The organism is Streptomyces scabiei 87.22 (genome assembly GCF_000091305.1).
Lineage (GTDB): Bacteria > Actinomycetota > Actinomycetes > Streptomycetales > Streptomycetaceae > Streptomyces > Streptomyces scabiei.
This window is the reverse complement of sequence record NC_013929.1, coordinates 5,433,924-5,447,817: the sequence shown is the minus strand read 5'-3', so window position 1 is coordinate 5,447,817 and position 13,894 is coordinate 5,433,924. Positions and strand designations below refer to the sequence as shown.

Sequence of the window (13,894 nt, the reverse complement as noted above, 5' to 3'; positions counted from 1 at the left end):
CTCCTGCTGGGCAGGGCGTTCCTGACGAAGCGCCTCGAACGAGGCTCCGGCGCTTCGTCAGGAACGGGCCGATGGGGGCCGGTGGCTTACCGGTTGATGGTCTTCTGCTGCGCTGCGGTGTACCGCTCGCCCTTGATCTGCACCTGGGCAACGGCCTCTTCGATGCGCTTGAGGTCCTCGGCGGTCAGTTCCACGTTGTCGGCGCCGATGTTCTCTTCGAGGCGGTGCAGCTTCGTCGTGCCCGGGATCGGTGCGATCCACGGCTTCTGCGCCAGCAGCCACGCGATGGCGGTCTGAGCCCGGGTCGCCTGCTTGGCGTCCGCGATCTCACCCAGCAGCGCGATCAGTGCGAGGTTGGCCTCACGCGCCTCTTCCTCGAAGCGCGGCAGCACGTTACGGATGTCGTTGGCCTCGAACTTCGTGTCCTGACTGATCGCGCCAGTCAGGAACCCCTTGCCGAGCGGGCTGAACGGCACGAAGCCGATGCCCAGTTCTTCCAGGGTCGGCAAGATGGTCTCCTCAGGCTCACGCCACCACAGCGAGTACTCGCTCTGCAGAGCCGTGACCGGCTGCACCGCGTGCGCCCTGCGGATGACGTCCACACCGGCCTCGGACAGGCCGAAGTGCTTGACCTTGCCCTCCTGGATGAGGTCCTTGACGGCTCCCGCGACCTCTTCGATCGGCACGTCGGGGTCCACCCGGTGCTGGTAGAACAGATCGATGCGGTCGGTCTGCAGGCGCTTGAGGGACTGCTCGGCGACGATCCTGATCCGCTCCGGCCGGCTGTCCAGTCCCGCCGTGGGGTTGCCGTCCTTGAACCCGAACTTCGTGGCGAGGACGACCTGGTCGCGCACCGGCGCGAGGGCCTCGCCCACCAGCCTCTCGTTCGCCTCCCCGTACCCCTCGGCGGTGTCGAAGAGGGTCACACCACGTTCGGCGGCCGTCCGGATCAGTTTGATGGCCTCACCGGTGTCCGCGGCCTGGCCGTAGCCGAAGGTCATGCCCATACAGCCGAGCCCGATCGAGGACACTTCGAGGCCGCTGCTTCCCAGTTCACGCTTCTTCATGGGTGGTTCTCCTTTCGAGTGGCCAAGGGCGACGGCGCCCTGGCCGGTGTAGGTCCTGATGGTGGTGAGGTGTGACAGGCGTCTGGTCAGGCCGCGTCGTCGTGGGCCAGATCCCAGCCCAGCGCGCGCGATGCCTCGACCTGCGCCAGCAGTTCCTCGGCCTTGGCCTCTACGGCGGTGATGGCGTCGGCGCCGGCCACGAACCGCACCGGCGGCTCGTCCTGTTCGGCGATCTTCAGCAGGGCGGCCGCGAGCTTGGCCGGGTCACCGGCCTGCCGGCCGTTCATGGACTTCCAGCCCTCGATCTGCGCGGCGGTGCTCTCGGCGTAGTCGTCGACGGTCCGCTCCGGCCAGGTGGTGGAGGCGTCCACCAACAGCTCGGTGCGGAAGAAGCCGGGTTCCACGGTCGTCGTGCGGATCCCGAAGGGGGCCACGTCCAGGCGCAGCGCCTCCATCCAGCCCTCCACGGCGAACTTGGACGTGGTGTAGGCGGCGCAGAACTCCTGGCCGACCAGTCCGGCCAGCGAGGAGATCGTCATGATGTGCCCGGCGCGCTGCTCGCGCATGACGGGCAGCACGGTTCGGGTGACGTTCATCGGGCCGAAGACGTTGGTCTCGATCTGCTGCCGCAGCTGCTGCTGGGAGACGACCTCGAAGTAGCCGGCGAAGAAGTTGGCGGCGTTGTTGACGAGGACGTCGATCTGGCCGAACCGCTCCACGGCCGCGCGGACGGCGGCCTCGGCCGTGTCGGGGTCAGTGAGGTCCAGGTCGGTGACCAGCAGGTTGTCCTGCTCGCCGTCGAGGGCCTTGACGACGTTCTCGGGGCGACGACCGGTGGCGACCACCTGGTGGCCGGCGTCCAAAGCCTGGCGGGCGATGTCCACGCCCAGCCCGCGGCCGGCGCCGGTGATGAAGAAGACCTTGCTCATGGGGTGTTGCTCCAGACGGGTCGGCGCGGGGTCAGCTCGCGTCGGCGCCCTCGACGATGTTCTTCAGCTGGGTGATCGCGGACATCGCGTTGGGCCAGCCGGCGTAGAACGCGATGTGGGTGATGGCCTCGACCAGCTCGTCCTTCGTCACCCCGTTCTCCAGGGCCTTGGGCAGGTGGAAGGCGAGCTGGTCGGCGCGGTAGAGGGCGACCAGGGTGGTGATGGTGATCAGGCTGCGGTCCCGCTGGGACAGGCCCTTACCCGCCCACACCTCACCGAAGAGGACGTCGTCGGTGAGCCGGACCAGTTCGGGGGCGAAGTCGCCGAGCAGCTTCTGTGCGGCGGTCTGTTCCTCGGCCATGACGTTTGATCCTTTGCGCGTGTTTGATCTGTTACGAAAAGTGATCGGCTGTGGTGGGAGCGGCGACGGGGAAACCCGCTCGCCACGGCGTCCCGAATGGGGACCGGTCGGCCCCAAGGCGGGGCACTGACCATGCAACCGGGAACGGGCACGATGAGGGAGTCTCCGCTGTGAGGGGTAATGGCAGGGACCCCCAGCGGTATATGCGCAGGCCAAGGCCCCACCCTTGCTGTCGGCGGCAGCCGGAGAGGGCAGGACTACGGAGGGTGGTTCAGTTCTCGGAGTCCGCCTCGGCAGCCTGAACATCCGCGTCCTCGGCCGTGGCGGACCAGCTCGCCAGCAGCTTCAGGCCGTCCTCGGCCTCGGAGCCGGGGGCCGCGTTGTACAACGCCACGACCAGCCCCGAGCCGTCCGGCAGGTTCATCGATTCGAAGTTGAGCTCCAGGTCGCCGACGACCGGGTGCCGGAGGCGTTTCGTCCCGTCATGGAAGACGTGTACGTCGTGGGCGCCCCACATCACGCGGAAGGCGTCGCTGCGGGTCGACAGCTCACCGATCAGGTTCGACAGCTCCCGGTCGTACGGATTCTTGCCCGCCTCGATCCGCAGCGCGCCCACGGCACCCTTGGCGATCCGCTCCCAGTCGACGTAGAAACGCCTGGCCGCAGGGCTGAGGAACACGAACCGTACGGTGTTCGCCCCGCAGGCCGGATCGGCGTACATCTCCGAGAACAGGGCGCGACCGAGCGGGTTGGCGATCAGAATGTCGAAGCGGTGGTTCTTCACGAACGCCGGCATGCCCGGCATCCCGTCCACGATGCGCTGCACGCTGGGCCGCACAGCCGGCCGGGCAGGGGCGGGCCGACGCCTGGCCCGCGCAGGCGTTGCGTTCGCCGCGCGGGCAAGGTCGTGCAGGTGCGTGCGCTCTGTGTCGTCGAGGCGTAGGGCCTGGGCCAGCGCGTCCAGGACACTGTCGGAGACACCGCTGAGGTTGCCCCGCTCCAGACGGGTGTAGTACTCGACGCTGACGCCCGCGAGCGTCGCGACCTCGTTCCTGCGCAGTCCAGCCACCCGGCGGTGGCCGTAGACGGGCAGACCGGCCTGCTCGGGCGTGATCTTGTCACGGCGAGACTTCAGAAAGGCACTGATTTCGGCGCGGTTGTCCATAAGGCCAGGGTAGGTTTGCCGGCCATTGGCTGAGGGTCCCTGCCATTACCCCCATCAGCAGTAACCCCCTCCCCGGGGATCGAGTCTGTACGGTCGTCGGCTGGACAGACCCTGGGGATCAGGACTGCTTCCAACCGTCAAGTGACACCTGTGGACCGTCGCCGAGATAACGGCGGAGGGCGCTGGCAGTCGTGTCCACGAACTCTTCGGGGATGGCGTCGGTATCGACCCAGCAGACCTGAGCGTGCTTGCGCGGCTCGCGGTTCTCGGGATCCCCCATCCATTCATGGGCAGCGAAGACGACGGTCAGGAAGCCGTTGGGGGCTTCGACGCCCCAGGCGCCGTGGATGATGTGCGCGACCTTCAGGGACTCTGGTTTCACGGTCAGCCCGGTCTCCTCATACAGCTCGCGTACTGCAGTCTCGGTCACAGGCTCGCCCTGCTCGCTCTTACCGACGGGAAGGTCCCACATGCCCTGGGCGAACTTGGCGTTCTGGCTGCGCTGGAGAAGGACGACGCGGTTGGTGGCCTTGTCGTGGACGATGACGGCGGCGACCAGCAAGGTCATGGATTCGAGAGCGGGCGGCAGGGCTTTGGGCTGGTCGTCGGTTGTCCGCTGAGCCACGGCTGGTGTCCCTTCGTCGGCCGGTTGGTGGGCAGTCAAGGGCGTGCGGATGACGGCGACACTCGGGCTCAACCCAAGCGTCGCCGGGACGCTGCAGAAACCCGTGAGAGCGGCGCACGGAGCAATCTATGATCGACCGTCATGGGCGTGTACATAAGCCGACATCGGACAGATGCGACACCGAAGCGAGCATCTGAGTCGGATGCCGAATTCTTCGAACGGATCGCAGGTCCGTTCTGGGACCAGGTTCGAGATGTGATCAACGAGTGGTGGTCACACCTGCCCCCCGATGCTCAGCCCGGCCTGCGCAGTCGGCTACGCGATCGCAATTCCGACGCGAACGTCTTCTCCGCGTTGTGGGAGCTGTACGTGCACGAGATGCTGCTCGGCTCCGGTTGTACCGTGGAGATCGAGCAGCAAATAGGCACAGGGGGAAAGTACCCAGACTTCCTGGTCACCCGTGGCGACGAGCACTTCGTTGTCGAGGCGATCTGGACGGCCGAGAATCTGGGCGCAACCGGGAGCAGCTCGCTCCCGCCTCAGGTGGTGGACGCGATTGACTGCGTTCCGAGCCCAAACTTCTACGTGGCGTACAAGGTTGACAGCGTTGGCTCGACCACGCCGCAGCAACGGCGGTTGAAGAACGAGCTGACACGATGGCTGGCAAGCTTGGACCCCGACCAGGTCACTGCCGAGTATGAGCAGAAGGTGCCGCTACCCAGGCATACCTGGCAGGAGGCAGGTTGGCGCCTCAGCTTCGAGGCGATCCCCCGCAGCCCCGGCAGGCGAGGCGAGCCGACGAGCAGGACAATCGGCTTCCATCCCTCGGTGTGGGTCGCCGATGACTCAGATCGGGTACTCAAAGCCGTGAGAAAGAAGGGAAGGAAGTACGGCGACCTGGCGCTGCCATTCATCGTGGCGGTTGGTAATTCGGCGGTCTTTCCCGAGGATGAGGACACCGAGAGCGCGTTGTACGGGACCTCGGTTGAGTACGCCCACCACACCGGATCGACCTTCGGCCGCAATACCGACGGCTACTGGACTGCTGCGCAATATCAGGCCCATAGCCGGGTCAGCGGCGTACTGACCGTCGATAACCCGGCCCCTTGGACATGGGCGAAGAAGGTCCCAGTCCTCTGGCAAAGCCCCGCACCTGACTCGCTCCCGGCCCCCGTTCTCCCCACCTGGGAAACAGCAAAATTGGTCGATATTCGCATCGAACGCCAGCCAGCGACTCGCCCCATCCACACGTCTCTTAGTCTGCCTGAGCACTGGCCGATCGGGGACGCTTTTCCCCGGCGTCGGCCAAGCACCGAAAGCTGAGGGCCCAACGCCAACGGGCGGATGCCGGTCAGGACAGGTTAGGTGCCATCCAGCCAACAGGCTCAGTTGAAGACAGATGCGCGGAAGGTGTTGCGGATGTCCGTCAGGGGTTGTCGGTCGCGGGTGTAGTAGAGCTTATTGGTCAGCAGGACCGCCCACCGTTGGAGCCGGGGGGAGATCCACATGCCGGTCCCCGTGAAGCCGTAGTGGACCCAGATGCCGTCGGAAGGATCGACGCTGGGTGCGGGGTGCCAGAAGAGACCGCGCGCGGGAGTCAGGGAGCCTGTCTGCGTGGTGAGTGACTCCGCCGTCCACGCGGACCCAAATCCTGCCCGCTCCTGGACGCTGTTCTGGTCCAGCATGTAACGCAGGAAGCGGGCGAGGTCGTCGAGGACCGTGAAGGCGCCGGCGATGCCGCATACGCCGCCGAGGAGGCGGGCCGAGAAGTCGTGGGCGATGCCCTTGAGGTGGGTGTTGGTGTCCGGGTCGAGTTCGGTGGGCGCGCATCGGGCGGCCGTCTCGGCGGGTAGGGGGCCGAAGCGGGTGGAGTTCATGCCCAGGGGCTGCCAGGTCCGTTCCGTGGCGAGCTGGTCGAGGGGCTGACCGGAGAGGTGTTCGGCGAGGTAGCCGAGGATGAGGGCGGCTCGGTCGGTGTACTCGACGGCCTCGCCCGGCGGGCGGTGCAGGGCTTCGTGCAGTACGCCGTCGCGGATGTCCTGGGGGTCGGTGCCGTACAGGTTCTTCAGTTGGGCCCGTAGCGGGACACCAGCGGTGTGGGTGAGGAGTTGGCGAGCAGTCACAGGCGCGAGCGGGTGGCCGTCGACCTCCGCCCAGAACTCGCCCAGTGGGGAGTCGAGGTCGAGTTTGCCTTCCTCCCACAGGGCTCCGACGGAGGACCAGACGGCGAGGATCTTGGTGAGGCTCGCGGCGTCGAAGACGGTGTCGGGCCGCATCGGAGCGTTCGGTTCGTCGGGGTCGAGAACTCCTGTGGTGCCTTGGGCCCGGATGCCCGAGGCGTCGCCGACGGCCCAGACGGCGCCGGGGTAGACCTTGTCGCGGACGCCTTCGTCGAGCAGGGTTTCGATGTGGTCGGTGCAGTACGTCATGGTCTCCCTGTTCGCCGTGGGCATCCCGCCGGTCAGCGTAGTGATGGGGGTGGGTGGGGCGGGGCAATGGCGTGTCGGACGGCAGTTGGCGCTGGTCGTTCTAGGTGAGCTGGCGGCTCAGGTCGGCCAGGGCCTGGGCGGTGGCGGAGAGCGGGTAGCGGGCGGCGTTCCCGTGGCCCGCCTGACGGAGGGCCGGGAGCAGGCCAGGTGTCGTGCGTAGCCGGTCCAGGTCGCGGGCGAGGGCGGCGGGGTTGGTGAAGTCGGTTGCCACGCCGGAGGCGGCGAGGGCTTCGCTGAGGCCGGGTACGGGTTGGTAGAGGACGGGGAGGCCGCAGGCTTGGGCCTCCAGTGCGACCAGGCCCATGGCCTCCAGGGTGGTGGAGGGCATGACCAGGAGGTCGTGCTCGGTGAAGGTTTTCCACAGCTGTGGGCGGCGGAGCCAGCCGAGGTAGCGGGCTCGTACGCCGGCTCGTTGCAGGAGCGGGGTCAGGGTGTGGAAGTGGGCTTGGGGTGCGGCGACGCTGAGTTCGATTCCCGGTACCGAGGCCAGGCTCTTCACCAGGGCCTCGACGCCCTTCTCGGCCGTGAGTCGACCCGCGTACAACAGCCGCAGATGGCTCGTCGGCGAGCGGGGAGGCCGGGCCGGTGGGTCGGTGATCAGGTGGTCGGGGATGCCCCAAGGGATGTGGGTGATCTTGCGGCGGTTGACCAGCGGGACCAGTTTGCGGAGTTGGTCGGCCATCGCGTTGGTGGGGACAACGATGGCGTCGGCGGCCTTCGTCGTCTCGTGCAGTACCTGGAGCTGGTCGCGGTGGGCCTCGGCATACAGCAGGTCGGTGCCGTGGACCAGCGCGATGCGGGGGTGTGCGGGGAGCGCGCGGATCAGGGCGGGGGTGGCGCCGAAGGTGAGGTGCTGCAGGTGCAGGACGTCGATCCGGGTCGGGTCGATCGCGGCCGTCAGTGCCGAGCGCAGGGCGGCTACGTATCGGCTGAAGGCTGGGCCCTCCAGGCACTTCCCGGGGACATGGAGGAGGTCGAGGCCGGCCCGGAGGGGAGGTCGGGGGCCGGTGGGGGCGAGCATGAACGCCCGCGCCGGGATGAGCGGTTGCTCGCCCGTGTAGAGGTCGAGGAAGAGTTCGACGCTGCCTCCCGGGCTTCCGACGGGCAGATCCAGCAGGGTGGCGGCCAGCGGCCCAGAGGTCGGTTGCGGGGTCATCGGACTCCTCCGGGGTTCTCTTCGTAGAGGCGGGAGATGTCGATGCCGTCCGTCGCCGCGTACTTGGCGCCCTGCAGCTGGTAGCTGGCCGGCGTGCCGAAGGCGCTGAGGAAGACGAGCTTGCCGAAGGTCATGCCCGCGTAGATGCGAACCGGCCGGGCGGCACGGATCTCCAGGGTCCAGCGGATGGCATGGCCTTGGTGGCCCAGCGGGGCGGAGACGTGGACCCAGATGCCGAGCGCACCGATGGTCCGATCGCCGTTGAGCATCTGCGCGTACAACTCGGAGCCCGTCCTCTCCAGCGTGACGCCGAGGTAGAGAACACCCGGCTTCAGAACCAGGCCCGCGGCGGGGATCGTCTGCTCGGCGCACTCGGTGGGGACGGCTGCGTCCAGGTCTCCGTCGCAAATACGGATGGTGTCGCCGAGTCGCCAGTCGTAGGCGTTCGGGGAGAGGCGGGCAGGGTCGTACGGGTCGATCGTGATCTCGCCTGCCTGGATGGCGGCGCTGATCGCGGGGCCGGTGAGGATCACGAGGCGACCGCCTTGAGCGGGGCCGTGTCGCGCCAGTAATCGGAGGGCTGCGGGCCGACGGCGTCCTGGTATTTGCCCTGGTAGGGGGCGATGGAGCCGGTGGAGACGAAGAACATGATCTGCCCGATGCGCATGCCCGCGTACACCCGTAGCGGGCGGATCGGGGAGAGCATCAGCGTCCACTGGCCGTGGAAGCCGATGTCGCCGATCGGTGCGGTGATCTCGACGAACAGCCCGAGCCTGCCGACGGAGGAGCGGCCGAAGAGCAGCGGTACGTAGGTGTTGGAGCCGACCTGTTCGACGGTGTGTCCGAGGTACAGCTCGCCGGGCCGGAGTACGTATCCGCTCTTCCCGATCGTGATCTCGTGGGTGGGGTTGGGGCGGTGGGCGTCGATCACGGTGTCGGTGTAGGTCAGCAAGGTGGGGCCGAGGCGGACGTTGTAGCTGTTGGGGTTGACCTGCTCCGGTTCGAAGGGGGCGATGGTCAGGCGTCCGTCGTGGGCAGCGGCGGTGATCTCGGGCCCGGTGAGGATCATCGCTCGCCTCCTGCGACGGTGGGGGCGGTGCCTGCCAGGGGTGTGGCCAGGACGCTTCGTACGGCTTGGCTGAGCCGTAGTCCGGCTTGATGTGTTCGTCCGCCGAGGTGGCTGTTGGCGAGGTAGTCAGTCGTCAACACGCTGCTCGTGGCCGGGGGCAGAGGAGTGGGAGCGGTGACCAGGGGGCCGACGCGTGCGGTGAGGTCGCTGAGCAGCTTCTCGTGGTCCTGGGCGTGGTCGTCGGAGAGGTGGGCGTGGACGAGTTGGTTGTCGAAGGGCTCGATGGTCAGCAGGTCGCCGAGGGTGAGCATTTCGCCGAGAGGCGTGGAACGCAGGGCGGTCTCGTTGAGGACGACCGCGTCCGCGCCGAGGCCCGAGTGCAGTCGGCCGGCGACCTCTGTCAGCAACTGGTGTCGGTCCAACGGGGTATTGCGGTAGGGCTCGTTCACGTTCCCGAGCGGACTCGCGAGCCTCCGGTCGATGAGTTCGATCTCGTCTCGCACCGTGGCGAGGCCCTCGGGCCACCCGTGCGAGCTGGGGAAGGTGCCCCTGCGGGCGGCCCAGCCGGTCCCGACGGGCTCTGCGACGGCGTACCCGATGCCGAGTTCGCGTCCTTTGACGACGAGGGTGTCGCCGACGGCTACGGGACCGTACGTGTCGCTGTGGCAGTGCCCAGCGAAGATGACGTCCGCGAAGGGGCAGGCGGCGGCCAGCTTCAGGTCCTCGTCGAAGCCGGAGTGGGACAGCACGATCCAGGTGTCGGCGCGGTGGTGGTGTTCGAGCATCACCTCGCGCAGGGCCTGGGCAGGATCGGTGACGTGGTGCCCGATGCGATCGCCGGCGGGAATCGCGTCGAACGCCTGGGCTCCGATCACTGCGGTGACGGCGACGCGTCGGCCGGCGATCTGCTCGATGCGTACGCGGTCGAAGAGGGGCTTGCCAGCGTCGTCAGTCGTGTTGGCGCACACGGTCATCTCGCGCAGCCCCGGCTCGAAATGATGCCGCCAACCGTGATTGCCGGGGGCCAGCAAGTCGTAGAGGCTGGTGAGGATCTCGTGCTCGATCTGGCCCTGGCCGAGGCGGTAGAAGCCGCTGCCTTCGAAGAAGTCGCCGCAGTCCACGATCAGGCTTGCGGCCCTGGCGGCGTGGAGGTGGGCGACCATCGGTGCGGGGGAAGCGAAGGCGGAGTGGACGTCGGTCGTGGCGATGACCTGCCGTAACTGTCGGTTCATGGCGTGACCTCGCAGATGTCGGCGCCGAGGGCGTACAGCTTGATGGGGAGGTCGGCGTGGCCCCGTCGGAGCTGGTCGAGGCCGCCCAGGGTGGTGACACCGTGCGCTGTCAGGCCGGCGATGAGCAGGGCGGAGCCCGTCCGGATGTCGGTGGCCTCGACTCCGGCCCCGGTCAACTGCTGCGGACCGGTGAGACGGCACTTGGTGGAGGACAGTTCCTGGATCACGGCACCGAGACGGGCCAGCTGCGGCAGCAGGTTGCCGTGGCGGCCGGGGTTGATGGTGTCGGAGAAGAGGTGGGTGCCGGAGCGGGTGAGGGCCAAGGCCATCAGGGAGGGTTCGAAGTCGGCGTCCAGACCACTGGGGGCGAGGGAAGCGACGGCTCGCAGTGACCGGCTGGTGGGACGGCTGTCTCGCGCTCGGACGGTGAGTACGTCGTCCTCCATGTCGGCGGGGACCCCGAGCCATCGCAGGGCCCTGACCAAGGGGACGACATCGTCAGCGCGTACGCCGCAGATGCGCGCGTCGCCGCCTGTGACCGCGACCGCGCACGCCAGAGTCCCGGCCTCGATCTTGTCGCCGGGCACCCGCCAGACGATGCTCTCCGGAGGAACGGACAAGGACGGCGCGAGGGCGAGAAGCGCCTCGCTCACTCGGCACTGCCAGCCAGCCGCCCGCAACGCTTCCACGACAGCGAGCACTTCCGGCGAGAGGTTGGGCATCCCCAGCCGCAGTGGCCGTCCGGCCACGACCGCGCGCAGGAGAGCGGCGATGGTCGCGCCTCGGGAGCGGAAGGGCAGTGTGATCGCAACGGTTCCGGCCCGGGGAGTGCCGGCTGCTTCCACGACGTAGCCGTGGTCGTCGACGGTCGTGCGGTCGCCGAAGCGTTCGTAGACCTTGAAGTGCTGCTCCATGCCGCGTTCCCCGATCCGGCAGCCGCCCGGCCAGGGGAGCCGGGCACGCCCGTACGTGCCGAGTAGGGCGGGGACGAGGTAGTACGAGGCCCGGATGCGGGCGGCGATGTCGAGGTCGGGCCCGGCCTCGGGCTTGTGACCCGGCAGGATCACCGCGGTCTGCGGGTCGCTGACGGGTCGAGTCGTGTGCCAGCCGGCCTGCTGGAGCAGGGCGAGCATCGTCTCGACGTCTGCGTTCGCGGGGACGTTGCCCAGGTGCACCGGGCGGTGCAGCGCCGCCGCGGCGGCCAGGAGCGGCAGGGCTGCGTTCTTGGACCCGTCGACCGTGACGGAGCCGGTGAGAGGGCTCCCGGGTCGGATGGCCACCACTTCGGCGGCGACTGGAGGGATCCGTACGGCTGTCAACCGTCAACTCCTTTGCAGAGGAACGTGTCGTGAGGGCTGGAGAGGACCGCCGACCTTGAACTCGGCCCAGCAGCGTTTGCCGGACGGCAGCGGGTCGACTCCGTGGCGATCGGCCAGAGCGGCGACGAGGAACAGGCCGCGCCCGCCCTCTGCCTCCATGTCCGGCAGTCCGGCTCGCGGGACCGTGTGGCTGGCATCGGTCACCTCGATCAGCAGACGCTCGCCGTCGAGGCGGGCGCCGGCCGAGATCGGGCCGTGGCCCGCGTGCCGTACCGCGTTCGTCAGCAGCTCGGCGGCGACCAGTTCTGCCGTGTTCAGCAGGTCCTGGTCGAGGGAGGCGTCCCAGCGTCGTATCCCGTTCGCGAGCTGCTGCCGCGCGGAGCGGGCGGCGGCAGCCGTGCCGTGAACGGAGAATCGGATCTGGTGCGCTTCCATGAGCTGCCTCCTGGATCGGTGCGGCTGCTCCACGCAACCGCTCCGGAGGCAAGCTGGACTACGCCGTGTGCTGGGGCTGCATCACTTATGCAGGAGCTGCATCGCGGTGAATCGCCGCTCGGTTACGCTCGGTTGAGCAGGCAGGATCGGCGACGGCAGGAGGGGCCGTGGCGCAGATGGCCGAAGAACAGAACGAGGCGAGACGGATCGGCGAAGTGATCCGTCAGGCACGTGCTTTACAGCGGCGCTCGCAGAAGGACGTGGCCGCCGCACTGGGGTATCACCAGTCGAAGGTGAGCCGTCTGGAAAGCGGCAGGGGCACGGAGGACGTGCGCACGCTGCGCGAAGTCGCGCAGGTGCTGGACATTCCGCCGCACCGTCTCGGCCTCGCAGCCGCTACTGACACCGGCCCCGCCGCCGAGCCCGGAGCAGAGGACATGCACCGCCGTACCTTCCTCGCCGCGAGCGTGGCCGCGCTCGCGGCCCCGCCGTCGCCGTCATCGTCGTCGACCACCGCGCATCACGACCTGATCCAGGTTCTGATGCCGGGCCCAAGCCCCGCCACCACCGGACAAGCCCTGGGCATCGACGAGCTGCGGGACCGGCTGCGGGCAGTACGCCGGATGTTCTACGTGTGCGACTACGCGGAACTGGAGCAGGCCCTGCCGGGGCTGATCGCCGACCTGCGCCTGGCCGCCGACGGTGGTTCCTCCGGCTCGGCGGAGGCGTCCGGGCTCCTCGCGACCGCCTACCAGACATCGGTGAGCCTGCTGCTGAAACGAGCCGACCAGGGCAACGCCTGGCTCGCGGCCGGTCGGGCCATGGCCGAGGCGGAACGATCCGGAGACCCGGTCGTCCTCGCCGCCAGCGTCCGCGTGCACGCCCACGTCCTCGTACGGGACAAGCACACCGCCCAGGCCGTGAACATGGTCCGCCACACCGCCGACCAGCTCACCGGCTCCTACGACCAGCGCTCCCCCCGCTACCTGGCGGCGGTCGGACTGCTCCTGCTGCGCGGGGCGACCGCCGCCAGCAGAAACGGCGACCGCGACACCACCCGGGACTTCCTCACCGAGGCCAGGGAAGTGGCCCGCTACGTCGCTTTCGACCAACCGGACGCCTGGGCGAACTTCAGCCCCACCAACGTCGCCCTGCACGAGGTCAGCGCGGCCGTCTCCTTCGGCGACGCCGGCATAGCCCTGCAGACCGCACGCCCCCTCATGCGCCGGCACATTCCCGTCCCCGAGCGCCGAGCCGCCCTCTGGGTGGAGACCGCCCGCGCCTACAGTCAGCAGGGCAGACTCGCCGACGGCTACCAGGCCCTGCGCATCGCCGAGAGCTGCGCGGCACAGGACATCCGTCGCCCGGCCGTACGCGAACTGGTCGCCGACATGGCAGCCCGCGACCGCCGCCGGGCCCTGCCCGAGCTGCACCATTTCAGCCGCCAACTGGGAGTGCCTGCGTGAGTGACCAGCCCGACAAGCCGTTCCTGCAGATCGTGGTCTGCGCGGCCGGAGTCGCCGGGGACGTCGGCAAGCTGATCACCGCAGCGCACGAGCGGCAGTGGGACGTCGGCGTCGTCGCCACACCACAAGGGCTCGGCTTCCTCGACGTGGAGGCGGTGGAGAACCAGATCGGGCGCCCCATCCGCTCCGCCTGGCGCTCGGCGGGCGAACCGCGCCCGACCCGGCCCGCCGACGCGATCGCCGTCGCCCCGGCAAGCTTCAACACCGTCAACAAATGGGCCGCCGGAATCTCCGACAACCTCGCCCTCGGCATCCTGTGCGAAGCACCCGCCATGGACGTCCCCATCGCCGTACTGCCGTACCTCAACTCCGCCCAGGCCGCCCACCCCGCATACCGCAGGAGCCTGGAGCAGCTGCGTGAGATGGGCGTCCTGATCGGCTCGTACGAACCCCACCGCCCCAAGGCCGGCGGCGGAGCCGACCGCTACCGCTGGGAGGAAGTACTGGAGCTGCTCGCCCCCAGGCTGTCCGGGCGGTCGTGATCAGGACTGCGCCGTGCGCCGTCACGCCTACGGGCCCGG

General features: G+C 68.6%; 15 protein-coding genes. 3 read left to right on the top strand and 12 right to left on the bottom strand.

What is annotated here, in order from left to right; translation table 11 throughout:
* Positions 1-86 precede the first annotated feature (86 nt).
* The 5 genes from SCAB_RS23275 to SCAB_RS23255 form a co-directional block, all read right to left on the bottom strand.
* Positions 87-1,067 carry an aldo/keto reductase gene (locus SCAB_RS23275; protein ID WP_013002521.1) on the bottom strand — a complete coding sequence of 327 codons (981 nt, stop codon included), beginning with the start codon at positions 1,065-1,067 and terminating at the stop codon, positions 87-89.
* 86 nt (positions 1,068-1,153) lie between these two features.
* Entirely contained in the window at positions 1,154-1,996 is an 843-nt protein-coding gene (locus SCAB_RS23270) for an SDR family NAD(P)-dependent oxidoreductase (protein ID WP_013002520.1), read from the bottom strand.
* Between the two features lie 31 nt (positions 1,997-2,027).
* Entirely contained in the window at positions 2,028-2,357 is a 330-nt protein-coding gene (locus SCAB_RS23265; RefSeq protein WP_013002519.1) for a carboxymuconolactone decarboxylase family protein, read from the bottom strand.
* A gap of 271 nt (positions 2,358-2,628) precedes the next feature.
* The gene (locus SCAB_RS23260) at positions 2,629-3,522 is read right to left on the bottom strand and encodes a helix-turn-helix transcriptional regulator (RefSeq protein ID WP_013002518.1); all 894 of its coding nucleotides are present in this window, start codon (positions 3,520-3,522) and stop codon (positions 2,629-2,631) included.
* Between the two features lie 118 nt (positions 3,523-3,640).
* Positions 3,641-4,147, bottom strand: coding sequence for an NUDIX domain-containing protein (locus SCAB_RS23255; RefSeq protein ID WP_013002517.1), 507 nt, complete (start codon positions 4,145-4,147; stop codon positions 3,641-3,643).
* A 141-nt stretch (positions 4,148-4,288) separates the two neighbouring features.
* Here SCAB_RS23255 and SCAB_RS23250 point away from each other — a divergent pair, with 141 nt between their 5' ends.
* On the top strand, positions 4,289-5,470 hold the full coding sequence (locus tag SCAB_RS23250; RefSeq protein WP_231885111.1) for a hypothetical protein: 1,182 nt from the start codon (positions 4,289-4,291) through the stop codon (positions 5,468-5,470).
* 62 nt (positions 5,471-5,532) lie between these two features.
* Here the strand turns inward: SCAB_RS23250 and SCAB_RS23245 are convergent, their stop codons facing one another.
* The 7 genes from SCAB_RS23245 to SCAB_RS23215 form a co-directional block, all read right to left on the bottom strand.
* Positions 5,533-6,576, bottom strand: coding sequence for a serine hydrolase domain-containing protein (locus tag SCAB_RS23245; RefSeq protein ID WP_041670878.1), 1,044 nt, complete (start codon positions 6,574-6,576; stop codon positions 5,533-5,535).
* Between the two features lie 100 nt (positions 6,577-6,676).
* Positions 6,677-7,792, bottom strand: a complete 1,116-nt coding sequence (locus SCAB_RS23240; RefSeq protein WP_013002514.1) for a glycosyltransferase family 4 protein — start codon at positions 7,790-7,792, stop codon at positions 6,677-6,679.
* Entirely contained in the window at positions 7,789-8,325 is a 537-nt protein-coding gene (locus tag SCAB_RS23235; protein WP_013002513.1) for a dCTP deaminase, read from the bottom strand. Before SCAB_RS23235 ends, SCAB_RS23240 begins: the two co-directional genes overlap by 4 nt.
* A complete protein-coding gene (gene dcd, locus SCAB_RS23230) occupies positions 8,322-8,861 on the bottom strand; it encodes a dCTP deaminase (RefSeq protein WP_013002512.1) in 540 nt (179 codons plus the stop codon). Before dcd ends, SCAB_RS23235 begins: the two co-directional genes overlap by 4 nt.
* Positions 8,858-10,093: a bifunctional UDP-sugar hydrolase/5'-nucleotidase gene (locus SCAB_RS23225; RefSeq protein ID WP_013002511.1), complete on the bottom strand. Its 1,236-nt coding sequence runs from the start codon at positions 10,091-10,093 to the stop codon at positions 8,858-8,860. Before SCAB_RS23225 ends, dcd begins: the two co-directional genes overlap by 4 nt.
* Positions 10,090-11,376, bottom strand: a complete 1,287-nt coding sequence (locus tag SCAB_RS23220; protein WP_013002510.1) for a UDP-N-acetylglucosamine 1-carboxyvinyltransferase — start codon at positions 11,374-11,376, stop codon at positions 10,090-10,092. Before SCAB_RS23220 ends, SCAB_RS23225 begins: the two co-directional genes overlap by 4 nt.
* A gap of 39 nt (positions 11,377-11,415) precedes the next feature.
* Positions 11,416-11,847: an ATP-binding protein gene (locus tag SCAB_RS23215; RefSeq protein WP_041669528.1), complete on the bottom strand. Its 432-nt coding sequence runs from the start codon at positions 11,845-11,847 to the stop codon at positions 11,416-11,418.
* Between the two features lie 176 nt (positions 11,848-12,023).
* On the opposite strand from SCAB_RS23215, the gene SCAB_RS23210 reads away from it, so the two are divergent.
* Both SCAB_RS23210 and SCAB_RS23205 read left to right on the top strand, forming a co-directional pair.
* Positions 12,024-13,313, top strand: a complete 1,290-nt coding sequence (locus SCAB_RS23210; protein ID WP_173402999.1) for a helix-turn-helix domain-containing protein — start codon at positions 12,024-12,026, stop codon at positions 13,311-13,313.
* Entirely contained in the window at positions 13,310-13,855 is a 546-nt protein-coding gene (locus SCAB_RS23205) for a flavoprotein (protein WP_013002507.1), read from the top strand. The genes SCAB_RS23210 and SCAB_RS23205 overlap by 4 nt, the downstream gene beginning before the upstream one ends.
* Positions 13,856-13,894: the final 39 nt, after the last annotated feature.